General features: G+C 60.4%; 14 protein-coding genes and 4 pseudogenes. 10 read left to right on the forward strand and 8 right to left on the reverse strand.

Annotated features, from left to right (window positions below; genetic code table 11):
* Positions 1 to 89 precede the first annotated feature (89 nt).
* Positions 90 to 1,523 carry an IS4 family transposase gene (locus ACVIYL_RS22850; protein WP_456779677.1) on the forward strand — a complete coding sequence of 478 codons (1,434 nt, stop codon included), beginning with the start codon at positions 90 to 92 and terminating at the stop codon, positions 1,521 to 1,523.
* A gap of 20 nt (positions 1,524 to 1,543) precedes the next feature.
* Here ACVIYL_RS22850 and ACVIYL_RS22855 read toward each other — a convergent pair.
* A pseudogene (locus ACVIYL_RS22855) lies at positions 1,544 to 2,155 on the reverse strand (ABC transporter permease subunit); the annotation flags it as partial.
* Positions 2,156 to 2,182: 27 nt separating this feature from the next.
* On the opposite strand from ACVIYL_RS22855, the gene ACVIYL_RS22860 reads away from it, so the two are divergent.
* The 8 genes and pseudogenes from ACVIYL_RS22860 (at position 2,183) to ACVIYL_RS22895 (ending at position 9,892) form a co-directional block, all read left to right on the forward strand.
* A complete protein-coding gene (locus tag ACVIYL_RS22860) occupies positions 2,183 to 2,554 on the forward strand; it encodes a hypothetical protein (protein ID WP_456779864.1) in 372 nt (123 codons plus the stop codon).
* A 620-nt stretch (positions 2,555 to 3,174) separates the two neighbouring features.
* On the forward strand, positions 3,175 to 3,555 hold the full coding sequence (locus tag ACVIYL_RS22865) for an FHA domain-containing protein (protein ID WP_456779865.1): 381 nt from the start codon (positions 3,175 to 3,177) through the stop codon (positions 3,553 to 3,555).
* Entirely contained in the window at positions 3,552 to 4,520 is a 969-nt protein-coding gene (locus ACVIYL_RS22870) for a hypothetical protein (RefSeq protein WP_456779866.1), read from the forward strand. Before ACVIYL_RS22865 ends, ACVIYL_RS22870 begins: the two co-directional genes overlap by 4 nt.
* A 742-nt stretch (positions 4,521 to 5,262) precedes the next feature.
* Entirely contained in the window at positions 5,263 to 6,735 is a 1,473-nt protein-coding gene (gene xopAG / locus ACVIYL_RS22875) for a XopAG/AvrGf1 family type III secretion system effector (RefSeq protein WP_456779867.1), read from the forward strand.
* Positions 6,736 to 7,256: 521 nt separating this feature from the next.
* The gene (gene tnpA / locus ACVIYL_RS22880) at positions 7,257 to 7,703 is read left to right on the forward strand and encodes an IS66-like element accessory protein TnpA (protein ID WP_456779868.1); all 447 of its coding nucleotides are present in this window, start codon (positions 7,257 to 7,259) and stop codon (positions 7,701 to 7,703) included.
* Positions 7,684 to 8,037 (forward strand): IS66 family insertion sequence element accessory protein TnpB, encoded by a 354-nt coding sequence (gene tnpB, locus ACVIYL_RS22885; protein ID WP_456779869.1) that lies wholly within the window; start codon positions 7,684 to 7,686, stop codon positions 8,035 to 8,037. The genes tnpA (ACVIYL_RS22880) and tnpB (ACVIYL_RS22885) overlap by 20 nt, the downstream gene beginning before the upstream one ends.
* Before the next feature lie 84 nt (positions 8,038 to 8,121).
* Positions 8,122 to 9,318: pseudogene (tnpC, locus tag ACVIYL_RS22890) on the forward strand (IS66 family transposase); the annotation flags it as partial.
* 136 nt (positions 9,319 to 9,454) lie between these two features.
* Positions 9,455 to 9,892, forward strand: coding sequence for a hypothetical protein (locus tag ACVIYL_RS22895; RefSeq protein WP_456779870.1), 438 nt, complete (start codon positions 9,455 to 9,457; stop codon positions 9,890 to 9,892).
* On the opposite strand, the gene tnpC (ACVIYL_RS22900) is transcribed toward ACVIYL_RS22895, so the two are convergent.
* The 3 genes and pseudogenes from tnpC (ACVIYL_RS22900) to tnpA (ACVIYL_RS22910) all read right to left on the reverse strand — a co-directional run bounded on the left by tnpC (ACVIYL_RS22900) (position 9,893) and on the right by tnpA (ACVIYL_RS22910) (position 12,369).
* Positions 9,893 to 11,476 carry an IS66 family transposase gene (gene tnpC, locus ACVIYL_RS22900; protein ID WP_456781871.1) on the reverse strand — a complete coding sequence of 528 codons (1,584 nt, stop codon included), beginning with the start codon at positions 11,474 to 11,476 and terminating at the stop codon, positions 9,893 to 9,895.
* Positions 11,477 to 11,576: 100 nt separating this feature from the next.
* Positions 11,577 to 11,926 (reverse strand): annotated as a pseudogene (gene tnpB, locus ACVIYL_RS22905) (IS66 family insertion sequence element accessory protein TnpB).
* A complete protein-coding gene (gene tnpA, locus ACVIYL_RS22910; RefSeq protein ID WP_456779871.1) occupies positions 11,923 to 12,369 on the reverse strand; it encodes an IS66-like element accessory protein TnpA in 447 nt (148 codons plus the stop codon). Before tnpA (ACVIYL_RS22910) ends, tnpB (ACVIYL_RS22905) begins: the two are co-directional and overlap by 4 nt.
* A gap of 84 nt (positions 12,370 to 12,453) precedes the next feature.
* Between tnpA (ACVIYL_RS22910) and ACVIYL_RS22915 the strand changes: the two are divergent.
* Positions 12,454 to 12,865 (forward strand): annotated as a pseudogene (locus ACVIYL_RS22915) (IS66 family transposase); the annotation flags it as partial.
* 104 nt (positions 12,866 to 12,969) lie between these two features.
* On the opposite strand, the gene ACVIYL_RS22920 reads toward ACVIYL_RS22915, so the two are convergent.
* From ACVIYL_RS22920 to ACVIYL_RS22935, 4 genes are all read right to left on the reverse strand, one after another.
* A complete protein-coding gene (locus ACVIYL_RS22920; protein ID WP_456781872.1) occupies positions 12,970 to 13,575 on the reverse strand; it encodes an IS4 family transposase in 606 nt (201 codons plus the stop codon).
* A complete protein-coding gene (locus ACVIYL_RS22925; RefSeq protein WP_456779872.1) occupies positions 13,506 to 14,402 on the reverse strand; it encodes an IS4/Tn5 family transposase DNA-binding protein in 897 nt (298 codons plus the stop codon). The genes ACVIYL_RS22920 and ACVIYL_RS22925 overlap by 70 nt, the downstream gene beginning before the upstream one ends.
* A 533-nt stretch (positions 14,403 to 14,935) precedes the next feature.
* Complete coding sequence (locus ACVIYL_RS22930) at positions 14,936 to 17,056, reverse strand: hypothetical protein (RefSeq protein ID WP_456779873.1); 2,121 nt, start codon at positions 17,054 to 17,056, stop codon at positions 14,936 to 14,938.
* A 590-nt stretch (positions 17,057 to 17,646) separates the two neighbouring features.
* Complete coding sequence (locus ACVIYL_RS22935) at positions 17,647 to 18,714, reverse strand: EscU/YscU/HrcU family type III secretion system export apparatus switch protein (protein ID WP_456779874.1); 1,068 nt, start codon at positions 18,712 to 18,714, stop codon at positions 17,647 to 17,649.
* Positions 18,715 to 18,716 lie beyond the last annotated feature (2 nt).

Below are 18,716 nucleotides of genomic sequence, written 5' to 3' on the forward strand. Positions count from 1 at the left end.
TTTGAGCGAGGCGCGGCGGGCGAAATCTTGAATCGGCAGAATCTGTTGTGATTCATTGTTGAGCACCTGATTCGGAAGTGGGGTGCTCGATGGGGTTGGTGAAGGAACGCGCGGAGACGCGTGCTCAGCGATTGACGACCGGTATCGCGACGTGGGTTGATCGAGAAGCTGCGGGATGCGAGTTTAAAGATGAGCGGCTTGGTCGCCGGTTCTGCAAATTGCTCGCACAAGTCGGGAGCGACATGGGTCAAAGCATCCCGTTGGTTTGTCAGGACTGGGCCAACACAAAGGCCGCCTATCGCTTCTTCTCCAACGAGCGGGTCAATGAGGCGGATATTCTTTGCGGTCATTTCGAGGCGACGCGCGGGCGCGTAGCGGCGACGGAGGGACCGATCCTCGTCCTCCATGACACGACGGAATTCAGCTTCAAGCGCGAGAAGCCGGATCTGATCGGCTTTACGGGCAAGACGGCAGGACGCACACAGTGCGGCATCCTGATGCATTCGAGTCTCGCCGTGACGACCGAGGGGCTTCCGCTCGGACTGTCGGCAATCAAGTTCTGGACCCGCAAGAAGTTCAAGGGGACGACGGCGCTGAAGCGAAAGATCAATCCGACACGGGTGCCGATCGAGCAGAAGGAGAGCATCCGCTGGCTCGAGAATTTACGGCAATCGACCGACCTTCTCGCTGCTCCTGGACGATGCGTTCATATTGGTGATCGCGAGAGCGACATCTATGAGCTGTTTTGCCTGGCCGAGGAGGTCGGAACGCATTTCCTGGTGCGAACCTGTGTTGATCGGCTTGCCGGGGACGGCAATCATACAATTGCCGACGAAATGGACGAGGTGACGATCAAGGGTCTACATCGGATCAAGGTCAAGGACGACAAAGGCGATCCCGACGACGCCGTTCTTGAGATCAGGTACCGCAAGATACGCGTCCTGCCGCCGATCGGCAAACAGACGAAATATCCCGCACTCACTCTGACCGTGATCCACGCTCAGGAGCGGGGAAGGCCGAAGCGGCGAAAGAAAATCGAGTGGAAGCTCCTCACCGATCTCCCGGTCCAATCGCGCAAGGACGCCATCAATAAGATCGAATGGTATGCCTTGAGGTGGAAGATCGAAGTCTTCCATAAGATCCTCAAATCTGGCTGCAAAGCAGAGGACTCAAAATTGCGAACTGCTGAGCGTCTGGTCAATCTGATCGCGGTCTTCTGCATTGTGAGTTGGCGCGTCTTCTGGATGACGATGCTCAATCGCTCCTCGCCCAATACCCTACCGCAAACCGCGCTGACAGATCCCGAAATCAGGCTTCTTGATCATTTGGTGAAAGACAGGGGTGGCGACTGCTCTCGACGAAGCACGCTCTCGCACTATGTCGTCAAGATCGCGCGGCTCGGAGGATATTTGGCCCGAGCCAACGATCCGCCTCCAGGAAATACCATGATCTGGCGCGGACTATCGCGGCTGACCGACATCGAACGGGGAGCTGCGATCGAGGCAAAAATTATGGGTAATTGAAAGGTCTCCTTGCCGCTTACGATGTTGTTGGCTGCGAGCGCCTGGAAAATCACGCTGGAGCCGAGGCCCTCGCGCGTCGAGGCCCGCAATCCCGCCGCCTGCAGCCGCTGCTCGATCAGTGCGGAGAGCACGTATTGCTCGGCAAATGTTTTGGCGCCGACGACGTAGGTCGAGGGCGCAGGCGCCATCGAAGGGATCAGCGTCGCCGCGACCAGTGCGGCGATCCCGCCGCTGCCGAGCATGGTACGGAGGCGCTTGCGCTCGCGCAATCCGCGCTCGATGTGCGTTAAAAGTTGATCGACCGCGAGCGCCAGCAGCGCTGAGGCGACGCAGCCGAACAGCACGAGCACCCAATTCTGGGTCTGCAATCCGGCGAAGATGTAATTGCCGAGGCTGGTCTGCCCGATCGGTGTCGATAATGTCGCGGTCCCGATCACCCACACGGCCGAGGTGCGGAAGCCGGCCATGATCACCGGCAGAGCCAACGGTAATTCCACCGTGAACAGCGATTGCCGCGGCGTCATACCGACCCCTTGCGCCGCCTCAAGCAACGCGGGATCGACGCCGTTCAGCCCGGTGATGGTGTTGCGCAGCACCGGCAGCATGGAATAGAGCGCCAGCGCCGGCATGGCTACACTTTCATCCGCGAATGGTCTGACGTGCTTGGCTTTCCTCCATCCACGGTACGCCGCCGTTTGACGATTCGTGACGAAGAGATGACGCGTCTGCGTCTGTCCTCGCCTTTCGTTTTGGTGGAAGGTGTCAATTTCGAGGACGGCACTCTGCGACGTCGTATCTGGAAGGCGGCGAAGCGGATTGCCGATGAAATCTGCGATCCATCGAACTCCGGAGCTTCCGCGGACGGCCGCGTGACGCAGGGTTCCTTCGTTCGAACTATTGAAGCCCTTGTCGAGACAGTCACGGTGATCGCCAGACTATTCAAAACAGACAAGGTCTTCATTATCGGCAGTCTGAGTATCCGAGAAGGACAAGGAGTTCGTGGAAAGCTATCACAAGGCGCGGTCATTTGATCGCGAGCTCGTTATCGAACGCATCAGGGCGACCAAACTGGAGGCCGAGCTTCAGGAGCGAGCTATAAGCTTCGTACGCGGCCTCCGGTCCTGGCCAGTCCCATCACCGGGCAAGAGAAGCACCCCCGGCTCGAATTTGTCGCGCTGTCGGGAACAATCTGCCAACGTGCCTCATCTCAGGGCTCGACCAAGTTGCCCCTTTGTCTGGTGTCGGACAGCTGCACGAACCGCTGTCAGCTCGATAGCTCCTGCCATCAGTTGCCGGACTTGACCTTCTTATGTCCAATCAATGGCTTAGATTGGAGATGCCATTGGCACGGCCGTTGCTCCTGTAATCCGGCAACACTGATTGACGCAGTGCACTAGATGTGTGAGACGACCGATGCGCTCCCTTGCTTGAGCTGCTCGCCTTGTTCCTAAGAGAGAAGGGCCACGCGTTCTCCGTTGCAACTGAGCGCGCGAAGAGATCATCCTCCTCGTCTCGCACAATCAGCGCATGAGTCAGTCGATCGGCTTCACCAACGATGGCGCGGAGCAGGCAGCATCGTTGCCGCCACCGCCAATTCCAATGGGACGCTCTGATGCCGGCTTGTGGTGGCGAGCAAGCCTGAAGGTGTGGAATGCATCTCAAACTCGGAGTCCTAGGAGAGAACGCCGAACCCTTGGGCCGCAACGCAAGACAGGCGTTTGGACCGGATGGGGGCTCCATCGGTCGCGGGAGCGGTTGCATCTGGCAGCTACCGGACCCAACCAATACGTTGTCGGGACACCACGCACTGATCGCATTCAATGACATCGGTTTCACGATCACCGATACAAGCACGAATGGCGTCCATATCAACACCGTAGACGTCCCGCTGGGACGCGGCAATACCGCACCGGTAACCGATGGCGACACGTTATACATGGCGAACTACATCATCTCAGTGATGATCGAGGATGATCCTGTCGAGGAACGTCAACGGCTCGGCCTGATGGAATCGAAAGGGGAGCGCCGGTGATTGGCCCGCGCCAGTTCTCCTATTCAGCAGTACAACGGGAGCCGCGGGCACCTCATCTGCCGTATTTGCTTGGAGATGAGACGCTCCGCAATGACACCGGCGATGTCGATCCCACACTTGCAGGCGATCTTTCCCCGCGACTGTCGAGTGCTGCCGCGACAGAGAGGGCCGGACAACAGGCGGGCAATGCGAGCGCACAAGCCACGTCACCGGCACATTCACCAACTGCATCAGATGCTGGATCGTCCGCGACAGAGACGAAAGTTGTCCGCGCGAACGAACGGTGCGACGCTTCATCGTTTGTTCAAGCGCGCGCCCAGCTCGCCGCAACGCTGGCCGGCGCGAACGTTGGCGAACTCATGAGCGAAATCAGGCAGGCCGAGCAGCGAACAGCACAGTGGACGACACCGAACGGACCTCGACCCGACACTGTCGATGGCGACCGCATTCTGAGCGACGTGGTCGGATCGTCGTACCTACAACTCCAGCGTTTCCAAGATCATGCGGGTCATTGCCGGCCGTTGCTGGACGTTGATCAGACCGGCATCGCGCATGTGCGTGATTCGCGTCTTCGCCCGGAATATACGCGGCGACAATTTCTCGCGCGCATGGCTGCGGGGCACACGCGAGGCAATAGGGTTTCTCCTTTCGTGTCACTATGCGCTAATGCCTCTCGGCTGCTCGCGTCGCCGGATCCGACCGCACGCGAAATCACAAGAAGCGCGAGGAGATTGTGCACCTATACGGTACCTAGAGCCATGGTCTGGACGCCCGAAGGTATCATCAGCGTACTTGTCCAGGGGGACTGCGACGATCTTCGCTATGACGCTGCCGATATAGAGTGGTTGAGCGGAACACCAACCCGGGAGTCCGAGGTGCTGTTTCTGGGCGGAAATCTCGATGAGTATCAGACCGCCAGCGGACCGAATCCACACAGAATTCCAGAGCCACGAGGATCAATCTAATGTAGACGATCAAGTTTCTCTCATTTCTTCTTTGCGTGTGCAATGCGTTAAGAGCGTGAGTTCGGCACGCGCAAGTCGGCGTGTCTCCGGTCACGTGAAGTGCGCTGTGGGACACTCGGCGGCATCGCTTCTGTCCGTTGCCGATCCCTCTCAATGCTTCCGCGATGGCTATGGTTTTATCGGAGTTCATGTTTGGGATGATGCTGTCGAGCGCAATCGGGGCAGCGCCATGTTGGCGGCCCCTTGACAAAGGATGCGTCCCGCAGGCGCACTAATATGTGTGCGTCAAGTGACGGCCGGTTGCCGCGCTTCAAGTCTCAACTCTGCGGCTGGAGAAATGCGGGCGCAAAGCGGAGCGTTTGGTCGTGCGGTCTCTGCATATTCTGATAAAGTCTGGAGCACAGCCGATCTGCCGCAACCGGCGACTTATCGACTGTTGGTCCTGCATCACCAACCTAATTGACGGACTTTGAGGTGCGAATTGAGATTGACTAACCTTCACGCTGTTCGGCACCAACCCGGCGGATCGTTCATGGACTGCCGACGCCTAAATGAGATGACCGCGTTACACGAAGTTGATCATTCGCTTGCTTCTCTACGTTCCCGGGCTTGGCGGATCGTTGGCAGACAGGCCGAGTCCCCAGACATCCTCAGTGGGTTTCGCCAAGCAGGCTATTCACTAGCTGCCCTTCGCTCCCAGATCTGGCAAATCGTCGGCGGAAAGCCCGAGGCCCCGAGTTCGATGACTGCGCGTGATGGAGAGGGGCATTCACTTGCTGCGCTCCACACTCGGAGTGTGGAGACTGCTGCTGGGAGGAACTCTGCGCTGCGGCAGGTCACGAAGGGAACGAACAATGAAGACGGAGCGAAGGGCGGAAGGGGAGACGAGCCAAACTTTGCGCGCGCAGCGAAATACGGATTGTATCTCGTGGGCGCGAGCTACGCCTATAACGAGGTCGCAAACAACTTCTTCCTCTCTACCACATCACTGCACGACGGGAAGAAGGGCTTCACCAGTAACGAGCGGCTCAGATTGGCTCAGGCGAAAGCAAGGGACTACTACGCATCGTATCACGCTGCCGACCCTGACACTCGCGGCCTCCATGGGCGTCCCCTCAATCCAATCCATATCTGCGGTAACAACCTCTTTGTAACGATGATCGACTACCGGGCGGCGACGTATGTACACGTTGGTCGCCAGGTAGATTCCACCGAGGCGCGTAGCTCGCTTGTGCTGAGCTTGAGCTGTATGAAGGGCCATCTCGTAAAGTCCGAATGCGTGGCCAAGTACAGGCCACCCAAGGTGCCGAAGGATCCGGATCTGACGAACAGCCCGCTGTACGACAGAAAGAACAAATACGCATTGACGGGCGTGCTCAACGAGGAAACTGGTGCTTACGGTTATACCTCGAGGTCGATCACTCAGCCTTTCGTGAACAAGGGCGTTCAGCACTTCCGCGATACCACCCTCCGGAGCGAGAAGGGACTAACTTTCAGGCAATGCATCGAGAGGCTCGAGGCGCTGCTCGACAAGGGGTGCGGTCTCGGAGAGGAGGCCCAGTTTGCCGCTGGCCAAGCCATCCTGAACTTCAGGCAGGTCTACGCCGCGGACGAGCATTGGGGACACGCTGAGAACGTCGTGATGCAGACCTTGTCCGAGCACGGCTGGCTGTCACGGTCGGAAACCGACAGGCTCGATGCGACGCTTATGTTCGAGGATCCAAATAAGAATCCGCTCAAACGCAACAGAAGCTGGGTTGGGCCGAAACTACACCAACTCGACGTCTCGCTTCAGGGGAGGCGATCGGGGCATGATGCCGCGAAGGGCGAGGAGTTGAAGCACCCGGAGATCGCTGGCATGAAAAATCTGCCCATCGCGCACGTCAAATTGAACGAGCAGGGTAATGGGTTTGAGGACTGTTCTGGGTTGGGCGATTCGTTCACATGCGCCAATGCCGTCGCCTGCATCAATCACGCGCGCTTGATGAGTGGGCAGCCACGCCTCTCAAGAGAAGAGGTTATAGTTATCGTCGCGTGTCTTAACGCCGTATACGACGATACGACGTCAATAAGACATACGCTCCACGAGGTGGCACGCGGCTGCTTCGCCGGAGCTGGTTACACCATCGAAGACGCGGATGAGTTCTACGAGGGAGTATGTCGAAAGGCCGCGCAAGAGTATTACGGCGGCAGATATCTCTCGAAGCAGAGTTGACGACGTAAGCGGGCGTGCATTGACGAGGTACGATCTTGCGGCAGTCTGGTGCACGATCTGGTCGAGCCGTTTGTCTATCGCAGTGCTCCGCCGATCAGACTCGTCCGGAGAAGGAAGCCTCAATCGCAGCTTAAACCAACCAGTGACTTGGACTTGCCGCGATGCTGTGGGAGCGCGCCGCTCAGTCAATCGGTCACGTACGCAGCAGAGTCTCGAGGCGGCGCCGGCCTTCGTCGATCGCACCGGAGCAACAGCCGAACCGTTTCTGCACGACGACCTCGAATGAAGGGTACCACAGTGGTTTTCCGAAAGCCCTGGATCCAATACCAACCGCGCGGTACGAACACCACGCCGGGAACGCCGGAGTGCTCCGGCGATGTGGACGGCGAAGCTGTCGGGCCCAACAATGGCGTCAATTCGCGATGGTGCGGCATCAGTGTAAGCGCTATTTTTGACGCACCTGTGCAGTTGAGTGTCCAGATGGGATCAGGTGTCCACCATGAACAAGGTGGACACCATCGATGATCACTCCAGAGGAACCTTTTAAGCTTGAGACGCTCGGTGTGTTGCGGAATGGCCGGCGTCGCTATGACCCGGCCAGCAAACAACAGCTGGTCGAAGCCTGTCTGCGGCCTGGCGTGTCGCTGGCGGGGCTGGCGTTACAACACGGCGTGAACGCGAACCTGCTGCGCAAGTGGGTGGCCAAGCGACAACTTCAGAGCGGCAATGGCCCGGCGGAGGCGCGGGCGCCGATTGCGCCGGCGTTTATTCCGGTTAGCGCGCCGTCGACGTCGCCAACTCGATCTGCTGGCGCGATCGCGGTTTGCGCGACGGAGCGATCCTGTGCCGGGCGGCTGACGGCATCGATGCCCAACGGAGTGACGCTTTCGCTGGAAGGCGGCGACGCTCAGTTGCTGTCGGCGGTGATTGAAGCGCTGGGGCGTTGCGATGTTCCGACTGGCGTCTGATCTTCGGGTCTACCTTCACCGCGAGCCGATTGACTTCCGGGCGGGCATCAACAGCCTGGGGATCGCGGTCGAGCAGTCGATGGGGCTGAATCCGTTCCAGCGCGCGGTGTTCGGGTTCTGCAATCGCCGGCGCGACCGGATCAAGCTGCTGATTTATGATCGGTCGGGATTTTGGATGCTGCTGAAGCGGCTGGAGGCGGACAGATTCCACTGGCCCGGAAGCCAGGAGGCGGTGCTGACGCTGACGACGGAGGAGCTGCACTGGCTGCTTGACGGCATCAACATCGCGGCGGTGCGTCGCCATCCGGTGCGGCAATATCAGAGCGTGGGCTGACAGTGTTCGATGCGGCGGCGGATGACGCCGCCAACTACATGGAACCCGATTGACGCGGCGGCACGACTTCGATTCAAGACTACGATGAGTCGCAAGCCCACAACGCACGAGCTGGAAGCACTGATCGCGGCGAGCGCGGCCGAGATCGCTGCGCTGAGGGCCGAGAACGAGAAACTCGCGCACCGCGTCCTGCATCTTGAGGAGCAGTTGCGTCTGGAGCGCCTGCACCGCTATGCACCGAAGAGCGAAAAGCTCACGGAGCGCATCTTCAACGAAGCCGAGCAGGCCGCCGCTGAAAGCCGGGACGACGCCGATGTAGAGGCGGTCGCCGTGCCGGACACGGGATTGCCGGAGGCTTTAATGCCGGCGCCGAAGAAACGCGGCCGCAAGCCGCTGCCTGAAGATCTGCCGCGCCAGCGCGTCGAACATGATCTGGGTGAGGATCAGAAGGACTGTTCGTGCTGCGGCCATATGATGCATCGGATGGGCGAGACCGTCACCGAGCAGTTGCACATCGAGGTGAAGGCGTCGGTCCTGCAACATGTGCGGTTCAAATATGCCTGCCGTCACTGCGAGCGCACCGCGCTGAACACCCCGATTGTGACCGCGCCGATGCCGGCGCAGCCGTTGCCGGGCAGCGTCGCCACGCCATCGACGCTGGCGCTGGTGCTCGCCAGCAAATACGTCGACGGCACGCCGCTGTATCGTGTGGCGGACGCACTGGGGCGCGCCAACGTCAGCATCAGCCGCGGGACGCTGGGCAACTGGGTGATCCGGTCGAGCGAGTTGCAGCTGCAGCGGGTCTATGACGCGCTACAGCAAAAGCTCAGGGCGCAGCCCCTGGTCCACGGTGACGAAACCTGGGTCCAGGTTCTGAAGGAGGACGGCCGGGACGCACAGGCCAAATCCTTCATGTGGGCCTATCGCAGCGGCCAGGACTGCGCGCAGCCGGTCGTGCTGTTCGACTATCAGCCCGGTCGCGGCCAAAAACATCCGCAGGCCTTCCTGGCCGGCTATAGCGGCTTGTTGATGAGCGACGGCTACGACGCCTGGTGCACGCTGACAGGCGCGACGCATCTCGGCTGTATGGCGCATGGGCGCAGGAAATTTACCGACGCGCTCAAGGCCAGGAAAAAGCCTGGCGGTCCGCCATTGCAGGCGCTCAAGTTCTTCGAGGCGTTGTATGAGGTCGAGAGGGTGGCGCGCCAGACTCCGCCCGAAGGCGAAACGCGCGTCGAATATACCTTGCGGCTGCGCCAGCAGCATAGCCTGCCGGTATTGTGAGCGTCACGAGAGGATCACCGGTGCCCGGGCTTGACTTGCGCGGAATGCTCTGGATAGCGCGGTCGGGATGATTGACGCCGCCGGCGCGCGGTGATGGGTTGATCTCGGTTCGGAGCGGGCAACGGGGATCAGAATGACCAGCGAGTCGCAGCTGCGCGAGAGGCTTCGGAAGATCGAGGCGTTGTTCGTGGGTGCCGGAACTGCTGGTGAGCGCCTTGCAGCGGAAGCCGCGCTGCAGCGGGTACGAGCCCGGGTCGAGGAACTCGCTCGCCACGATCCACCGATCGAACAGCAATTCTCACTTCCCGACCAGTGGTCTCGGCACCTGTTCTTGGCGCTTTGCCGTCGCTGCGGGCTGCGGCCGTTTCGTTATCACCGCCAGCGACGCAACACGGTGATGATCCGTGCGTCACGGGGCTTCGTCGACAAAGTGCTGCTGCCGGAGTTCACCGAGCTTGAGAGGGCGCTGCAAGTCTATCTGCACGAGGTGACGCTGCGCGTGATCCGCGAGGAGATCTATGACGACACCAGCGATGCGCAGGAAGTGCCAGATGCTCTGCCGTCGAACTGATCAGGCGGCGAGCTTTGCCGGCGAACTGTCGCGCGCGACTTTCCAATTCCACGGCAACAGCATGTGCAGCTGATTGATCTTTGTACGTCCAGAGACGACGCGCTCGAGAACATCGGTCAGATAGTGCCGCGGGTCGATGTCTTGCAGCTTTGCCGAGTTGATGAGCGACGCGAGAATGGCCCACGTCTCGGCGCCGCCTTCGCTGCCAGCGAACAAATAGTTCTTCTTTCCAAGCCCTATCGGCTTGATGCTGCGCTCGACCGTATTGTTGTCTATTTCAATGCGTCCGTCGTCGATGAAGCGCGTCAGGCCGTCCCAATGGTTGAGGGTGTAGCGGATGGCTTTGCCCAGACCGGACTTCTTCGAGACTTCCAGCAGCCGCGCCTCAAGCCAGGGTTTGAAGTCCTCGATCAACGGCCTGGTGTCGGTTTGCCGCATAGCAGCCCGACGCGCCGCCGGCAGACCGCGGATGCGATCCTCGGTGGCGTAGAACATCGCGATCCGTTGTAGCGCTTCCGCGGCAATCGGCGACTTGGTCGCGACGTGAACGTCCCAGAACTTCCGCCGCGCATGCGCGAAGCAGAACGCCAGTTGTACCAGACGGCCGCCGTTCTTGATCAGGCCCTTGTAGACGGCATAGCCGTCGACCTGCAGGATGCCGTGGTAGTCCCCGAGCAGCTGCTTGGCGCGGATCGCCTTGCGATCCTCGGCAAACATGTAGACCACCGCCGGCGGCGCCGGGCCACCCCACGGACGGTCATCGGTGGCGATCGCCCAGAACTGGCAGACTTTGGTCCGGCCACGGCCGGGATCGAGAACCGGCAGCGGCGTCTCGTCGGCAAACAGCCGCGGGTAGGACATCACTGTGTCGCGCAACAGCGTGTGAAGCGGCTTCAGCCACCAGGCGGCGCGCCCCATCCACGAGGCCAGCGTCTGCCGGTCGAGCGTGATGCCTTGCGCAGCGAACATCTGTTCCTGCCGATACAGCGGCAGCTGGTAGCCGTATTTCATCACCGCGATGTGGGCCAGCAAGGCTTCCGTCACCATCCCGCCGTCGATCGCCTGGGCTGGCGCGGGTGCCTGCAGCACAGCCTGGCGGCATCCCCGGCAGCCGTACCGCGGACGCACAATGCGCTTGACCCGGTACTGCATCGGAATGACGTCGAAGGCCTCCTTGACGGTTTCCCCGATCTTGTGCAGCCGCTCGCCCCAGCAGGGGCAGATGTGGCTCTCGATATCGATCACGACGTCGATGCGCGGCAAATGCTCCGGAAGCTTCCCCCGGTTGCGTCGCGCCGGTCGCTTTCCACGGCCCTCCGCTCCGTCAGGCAGCCCGCCTCCGGTCACGTCGTCGTTGGCGGCGGCACCAGCCGCCTGTGCCCTGATGGTGAAGAGAGACAGCTGTCCGATATCCAGTGTCTCGGAGCGCGGACCGAAGATCGTGCGCTTGTACTGGGACAGGATCATCAGGAGCTTGTCGTTCTCCTGGATCGCAGCGTCGCGTTGGGCGATCGCTGCATCACGCTCGGTCGCCAGCGTGCTGCGTTCCTCCGACAACGCCGCAAGCCGTGACGATAGCGCCATCACGGTTTGTCGGAGCAATGCTGGATCGGAAGGCAAATCACTCATGCAGAGTAATTCTACAACAACTCCGCATGAGTGACGAACGACTCTTGATAAATGATCAACCAGCTCGTACCGGCTGATCCACAACTCGCATCGGCACACGCTTCCAGTCCGATCCATCGAGCAGCACCGAGAGCTGAGCATGAGATAGCGACATGACACCTTGCTTGATCGGCGGCCAGGTGAACTGCCCCTCGATTCTTTTGTAGTAAAGGACAAGGCCGCTTCCATCCCAGGTCAGGATCTTCACGCGATCTCGGCGCTTGGAGCGGAAGACATAAAATCCGCCGTCGAACGGATCGGCTCCAAAGGCCTCGCTCACCAGCATCGCCAGCGGTCCATGCCGCGGCGGAAATCGACCGGCTGCGTCGCAATCCAGATCGACAACCCAGCTCGAAGCCCGATCATCGACCAACCGTCCCGACTGCCGCCAGCACCTCGCACAGTGCCCGCCGGTCGACTCCCCTGACATGGATGCGAACCGCGCCGACCTCGATCTCGATCGCCGCCTGCTCCTCACTCGGCAATTGGCCCCCGCAGCCGGTGATCGCGACCGGCACAAAGCCAGGTGGCATGCCTCTGTCCCCGCGCTCCGCGACCTGCGCCCGCGTGGCCTGGCGACGCCAGAGAAACAACAGACTTGGACTGATGTCGTGTCGCCGCGCCACCGCGGACACGCTTGCACCCGGCGCAAAACTCTCCGCGACAATCGCCGCCTTCGCATCCGTCGACCAGCGCCGACGCCGGCCCGTCCCGGTGATGATCTCGACACGCTGCAGCGTGTCGGCGCCGTGTTCGAGGATAGCCGTATGCCTATCCTTATCGCTATCCTTACGACTATCCTTCGACATTGTGACCTCGCGACAAACCATTCCGCGATATCTTCCTAGCCGACCAGATCAGCCCTCAACGCGTGGTCCCTGCATGACGCTCACCCGGTATTGGCCGCCTTCAGAACGTGGCTCGACGACCAAGCGCCGAAGGTCCTCCCCGAAAGCTTAACCGGCAAGGCGATCGCCTATGCGCGCAACCAATGGGACTATCTGACCCGCTACACCAGTGACGGTCTCGCACCGATCGATAACAATGTTCTCGAGCGCGACATCAGGCCGTTTGTCACCGGAAGAGAAAGTTGGCTGTTCAGCGACACCGTTGCCGGCGCCAGGGCAAGCGCCGTGATCTACAGTTTGGTGCTGACATGCCGGGCCTGCGGCGTCGATCCCTATGCATGGCTAACGTCACGCGCTCACTGAATTGCCCCAGCGTGCGCCCGACGCCGATATCGAAGATCTGTTGCCGTTCAACTGCACCGCTCAAAAACACCTGCCAGCTGAGAACAGCGGCTGACGGTCGAACGCTCAGGATCAATCAAGCCGTTCCGATGATCCCGCTGGGGCCCGCCGTCACACGACGCCGCGGCCTCCCGCGCGCGCAGTGCGGAAAAATAACTTTCAATTACCCATAATTGTTGCCTCGATTGCGGCTCCCAGTTCGATGTCGGTCAGCCGCGATAGCCCGCGCCAGATCACGGTATTTCCTGGAGGCGGATCGTTGGCTCGGGCCAAGTATCCTCCGAGCCGCGCGATCTTGACCACATAGTGCGAGAGCGTGCTTCGTCGAGAGCAATCGCCACCCCTGTCTTTCACAAAATGATCAAGAAGCCTGATTTCGGGATCTGTCAGCGCGGTTTGCGGTAGGGCATTCGGTGAGGAGCGATTGAGCATCGTCATCCAGAAGACGCGCCAACTCACAATGCAGAAGACCGCGATCAGATTGACCAGACGCTCAGCGGTTCGCAATTTTGAGTCCTCCGCTTTGCAGCCCGATTTGAGGATCTTATGGAAGACTTCGATCTTCCACCTCAATGCGTACCATTCGATCTTCTCGATGGCGTCCTTGCGCGATTGGACCGGAAGATCAGTGAGGAGCTTCCACTCGATCTTCTTTCGCCGCTTCCGCCTTCCCCGCTCCTGAGCGTGGATCACGGTCAGAGTGAGTGCGGGATATTTCGTCTGTTTGCCGATCGGCGGCAGGACGCGTATCTTGCGATACCTGATCTCAAGAACGGGTCGTCGGGATCGCCTCTGTCGTCCTTGACCTTGATCCGATGTAGACCCTTGATCGTAACCTCGTCCATTTCGTCGGCAATTGTATGATTGCCGTCCCCGGCAAGCCTATCAACACAGGTTCGCACCAGGAAATGCGTTCCGACCTCCTCGGCCAGACAAAACAGTTCATAGATGTCGCTCTCGCGATCACCAATATGAACGCATCGTCCAGGGGCTGCGAGAAGGTCGGTGGATTGCCGCAAATTCTCGAGCCAGCGGATGCTCTCCTTCTGCTCGATCGGCCCCCGTGTCGGATTGATCTTTCGCTTCAGTGCCGTCGTCCCCTTGAACTTCTTGCGGGTCCAGAACTTGATTGCCGACAGTCCGAGCGGAAGCCCCTCGGTCGTCACGGCGAGACTCGAATGCATCAGGATGCCGCACTGTGTGCGTCCTGCCGTCTTGCCCGTAAAGCCGATCAGATCCGGCTTCTCGCGCTTGAAGCTAAACTCCGTCGTGTCATGGAGGACGAGGATCGGTCCCTCCGTCGCCGCTACGCGCCCGCGCGTCGCCTCGAAATGACCGCAAAGAATATCCGCCTCATTGACCCGCTCGTTGGAGAAGAAGCGATAGGCGGCCTTCGTGTTGGCCCAGTCCTGACAAACCAACGGGATGCTTTGACCCATGTCGCTCCCGACTTGTGCGAGCAATTTGCAGAACCGGCGACCAAGCCGCTCATCCTTAAACTCGCATCCCGCAGCTTCTCGATCAACCCACGTCTCGATACCGGTCGTCAATCGCTGAGCACGCGTCTCCGCGCGTTCCTTCACCAACCCCATCGAGCACCCCACTTCCGAATCAGGTGCTCAACAATGAATCACAACAGATTCTGCCGATTCAAGATTTCGCCCGCCGCGCCTCGCTCAAGTCCGAGTCAAATGTGGGTAATTGAAAGGAAAAATAAGCGCTTACGCATCAGTTGGACGTCTGCCGCCGGCCATGGCGTGTGCAGGATGCGCAGGAGTGAGATAACTATGCCACCGCCCGGAGGCATCGCGAGGCCACCGGCGTTCTTCTCCTTGATATTGTGATGGTCCCGCAGGAGATGAGAGGCGCGTCGATTGGCTTGCTGCAGGAGTGCAGGCGCGGGGACGATCTCCTGGTCTCGGCGCGCGCACGGGTTGCGTTTATCTCAGGCGGAAAAGCACAGCGCATCCTGAAGGCCTTGAGGCTTGCCATGGAAGAGAACAGGTCAGTCTGCCTTTCGTTCACGCTTTAACGCTCCGCACCCCGATGAAATCATTACGTTGGCGTTCTGCTGCAACATCGTCAAGTCGGAGTTTGCGGACTACGCATCGGATGGTCTCGCCTCCTACGGCCACAGTGCCGTCAACGCTTGAGCCCTGTAGCTAGGCTGGGCAAGGCCTTCGGCAAGGGCAGCTAGGCGCCGCTGGAGGTCGCGTGAGAGTCCTCCCATGCCTGTGCCGAGACGTCGCAGGGCCAAGACGCGATGCTCAGGATCGTTAAATCCCTCCGCCAGGGCAACAAGGCGCTCCTGAACTGCGGGCGCAACTCCCGCCAGGCTCCCCCCGAGGCTCTGCAAAGCCGAAACACGATGCTCAGGGTTGTCCAGCGCCTCGGTGAGGGCGACGAGGCGCGTCTGCAGCTCGGGCGCAAACTCCGCCAGGCGCTCTCCGAGCCCTTCCAAGGCCGCGACACGATGCCCGGGGTTGTCCAACACCTCGGCAAGGCCGACGAGGCGCTCCTGGAGCGGAACGGCTAGCCGGCCTACACGCGCCCTTAGGGCCCATAGCGCCGAGATGCGATCCACGGGCTGAGCCAACCGCTCGGCGAGGGCAACGAGGCGCAGCTGGAAGGCGGGCGGGAGCCCTCCCACATGCATTCCAAGAGCCCATATGGCCGAGACGCGATGCTCGGGCTCGTTAAGCCGCTCCGCGAGGGCGAGCAGGCGCCCCTGGAGCGCAGGCGCGAGCCCTTCCACACCCACTCCGAGGCTTCGCAGGGCCAAGACACGATGCGCGGGCTCGTCGAGCTGCTCGGCGAGGGTAACGAGGCGCCCTTGCAGCGGGGGTGCAATTCCTCCTACGCGCACGCCAAGAGACTCCAAGGCTCGAGCGCGATGCCTGGACTCGTTTAGCCCTTCGGCGAGGGCGATGAGGCGCCTTTGGAGTGCGGGCGCCAAGTCTGCCACGCGCACTCCGAGGCCCTCCACGGCAGAGGCCCGATGCTCGGGGTCGTGAAGTCCTTCGGCGAGAGTGATGAGGCGTTCCTGGAGCGCGGGCGCCAGCTCTCCGACGCCCGCGAGGCTCTCCAGAGCTTGGGCGCGATGCTCGGGGTCGTCAAGTCCCTCGGTGAGGACGACGAGGCGCTCTTGGAGCGCGGGCGCAAACTCTCCCACATGCGCTCCGATACCCTCCATAGCTTGAGCGCGATGATCGGGGTCGTTAAGCTGCTCGGCGAGGACAACGAGGCGCTCTTGGATGGCGGGCGAAAGCCTTGCCGCGCCCCCTCCGATCGCCCATAAGGCCGACACGCGATGCTCGGGGTCGTTAAGCCCCTCGGCGAGGACAACGAGGCGCTCGTGCAGCGTAGGCGCAAAGTCTCCGATGTGCTCCCCGAGGCCCTCGATGCCGGAGACGCGATGCTCGGGGTCGTCAAGTCCCTCGGCAAGGGTAACAAGGCGCTCCTGCTGCGCGTGCGTAAGCTGTCCTGCGCGCGCTGCGAGGGCCGCGATGACGGAGACGCGATGCTCGGGGTTGTCAAGTCCCTCGGCAAGGACGAAGAGGCGCGTTTGGAACGCGGGCGAAAGCCTTGCCACCTGCGCTCCGAGGCCCAACACGGCCGAGACGCGATGCTCGGGGGCGTTCAGCCCCTCGGCGAGGGCAACGAGGCGTCCTTGGAGCGTCGGCACAAGCTCTCCCATGCGTTCGCCGAGGCCTTCTATGACGGAGACGCGTTGCTCGGGGTCGTTAAGCCCTTCGGCGAGCGCAACGAGGTGCTCCTGCTGCCCTCTGGTCAGGCAATTGAAGTTGGGCGCGAGCGTAGGGATCGCACCGGAATTTATCAGCGCACCAAAGCGATCCGCGATGCCCGGGCGAGGCGCCGTCACCCTGTCCCAGACGGACTGAACCCGGATAGCTCTCTGGCGCGTTTCGTGAAGCTCCGCAGATAGCTGGGCGGCATCACGCAGTTGGCGACTTGTCTGCGACGTCATCAACAGATCGATCGGGCTGAGCTGTTCAGCAATTATACCGAGTACATCCAGCGTCAGATGAGGGCCGTACCCTTCGATAGGCAGTGCACCAGCATTCGATCCTTGAGGGTTCGAGCGTGTCTGCTCCACGACAGAACGGGACGGGCCGCTTCCATCGAGGTTAATCGCCGGCCCAGCGGGAGAATCGCTCGCACCATCAGCTTCGTCGCTGTCATATCCTACCATTGGCGCCTTGCCGCGTTCGTCAATACCCCTCATGATTCACCTCCTACAAAGCGGCGAAATGGATGAGTTCTTCCTATTGCTCCACAGCCATCATCATCCGGGCTGCCGCCGACAAAGGCACGCAAGCCGCCATTCTCAACGATCGCTGTTTGGCCGCTGAAGTACCCAGTCGACAAACATCTCTCCGCGCAGCGTCACCTCGTCGAATACAAGTGTAGGCAAACGGAAGTCGTTTCGTCGCGCGATAACCCGCAACGAAGTGCTTCCGCGAGCATCCCGGTACCGTCACCGTCACCGCTACTGCTATGGCCAATAAATGTCCAAGCGACCGCGAAGAGCATCGATTATTCCGGCTTAAGCTGACAGTCAGGGGATGAACGGGTCTCCAAAAGAGACCATTCGCGTCGACGTGCATCTTGGTGGCAAGACGTCGAGGCCGATGGAGCCGTCGCGTTGGGCGGCACCCATTTCTTTTCCCGCGTACATGAAGATAGACGCGCACCATCTCGAGAACAAATAGATGTTCGTTATGAAGCAATATCTCGTGCCTATGGCTGCTACGAGAACCGCAGATCCGTCGCACCGGCAGCATGTTTCGGGCATTTGAAGACTGCGATCAACCATCAACCTGAAGTCAGGAGCGATGGATCGTTCTCAGCCGCTAGGTTTCCGAGCGCCCGCAGAACCGTCGCGAGAGGTACAATCAGGTGCGATGGAATATACTCATCCACTAGGCCGTCCTTCAGGAGCGCGCGCGCCAGCGGAATGTTTCGCATCACCGGCACCCCCGCAGCGACCGCGGCATCAATCATTTGCTGCGCCAAGAGATCGGTCCCCATGGCATCGATCATGGGCAGGGGGGTACGTTGCCGATCGTAGTAGATCGCCACTGCAATATGTGTGGGATTGGTGATCAACACGGTCGCTCTACGCGACTGCTCAATCGCGTCCTTGGCTAACAGTTGCGAATGGAGGCTCCTGCGTCGGTTCTTGATCAGAGGGTCGCCCTCATTTTCCTTAGCTTCTCGTTTCACTTCGTCCCGCGACATCAAATTATTGTTCGTGAACTGCCATCGTTGGAACGCAAAGTCCGCAATTGCCACCACAAGGTAGCTGGCTCCCACATAACTAGCGATCCCGAGCAGCAGGTTACCCGTCACGGCACTTAGGCACGATAGGCCACAGCTCGGCGTCCACACGAGCGCATGCACACCTTGGCGCAGCACAAGCATTATGACGAGGCCGAGTATCAGCACCTTCACGATCGCCTTACCCAGATCGATGAGATTCTGCAGCGAGACTATCCTTCTGACGTTCTCACCGGGGTTCAGCTTTTTCAGCGACGGCGTGACAGCCTGGGGAGAGAAAATCGCCCCGTTCTGCAGGTTAGCGCCAACGCCGATGACCAGAACGACGCCGAGGAAAGGTGCGACCATACTTTGTACTTCACCGAAATAAAACTCGAGTAGCTGTCGGCTGACAATTAGGAAGTCCTCTTCAAGAAATGGTACGGGCAACAGGATCGATGCCTTAAGTCGGTCTACCAGGCCAGGCAAAGAGGCGAAGAACAGCGCGAAGAACCCAAGGGTCACCGCCGCCGACACGACTTCCTTACTGTGCGGAACCTGTCCTTTCTTCCGCAAGTCCCGCAGCCTCGTGGGGGTCGGCTTTTCGGTCTTTCTACCAGTCACGG

It is taken from the genome of Bradyrhizobium sp. USDA 3315 (assembly GCF_054056795.1).

What these genes read in the sequence shown, in the direction of transcription:
- ACVIYL_RS22895 (WP_456779870.1), top strand. Translation starts at nt 9,455, where the DNA reads ATGACCAGCGAGTCGCAGCTGCGCGAGAGGCTTCGGAAGATCGAGGCG.
- tnpB (WP_456779869.1), top strand. Translation starts at nt 7,684, where the DNA reads ATGTTCCGACTGGCGTCTGATCTTCGGGTCTACCTTCACCGCGAGCCG.
- tnpA (WP_456779871.1), bottom strand. Translation starts at nt 12,369, where the DNA reads ATGTCGAAGGATAGTCGTAAGGATAGCGATAAGGATAGGCATACGGCT.
- tnpA (WP_456779868.1), top strand. Translation starts at nt 7,257, where the DNA reads ATGATCACTCCAGAGGAACCTTTTAAGCTTGAGACGCTCGGTGTGTTG.
- ACVIYL_RS22850 (WP_456779677.1), top strand. Translation starts at nt 90, where the DNA reads ATGGGGTTGGTGAAGGAACGCGCGGAGACGCGTGCTCAGCGATTGACG.
- ACVIYL_RS22930 (WP_456779873.1), bottom strand. Translation starts at nt 17,056, where the DNA reads ATGAGGGGTATTGACGAACGCGGCAAGGCGCCAATGGTAGGATATGAC.
- xopAG (WP_456779867.1), top strand. Translation starts at nt 5,263, where the DNA reads ATGACTGCGCGTGATGGAGAGGGGCATTCACTTGCTGCGCTCCACACT.
- tnpC (WP_456781871.1), bottom strand. Translation starts at nt 11,476, where the DNA reads ATGGCGCTATCGTCACGGCTTGCGGCGTTGTCGGAGGAACGCAGCACG.
- ACVIYL_RS22925 (WP_456779872.1), bottom strand. Translation starts at nt 14,402, where the DNA reads ATGGGGTTGGTGAAGGAACGCGCGGAGACGCGTGCTCAGCGATTGACG.
- ACVIYL_RS22865 (WP_456779865.1), top strand. Translation starts at nt 3,175, where the DNA reads ATGCATCTCAAACTCGGAGTCCTAGGAGAGAACGCCGAACCCTTGGGC.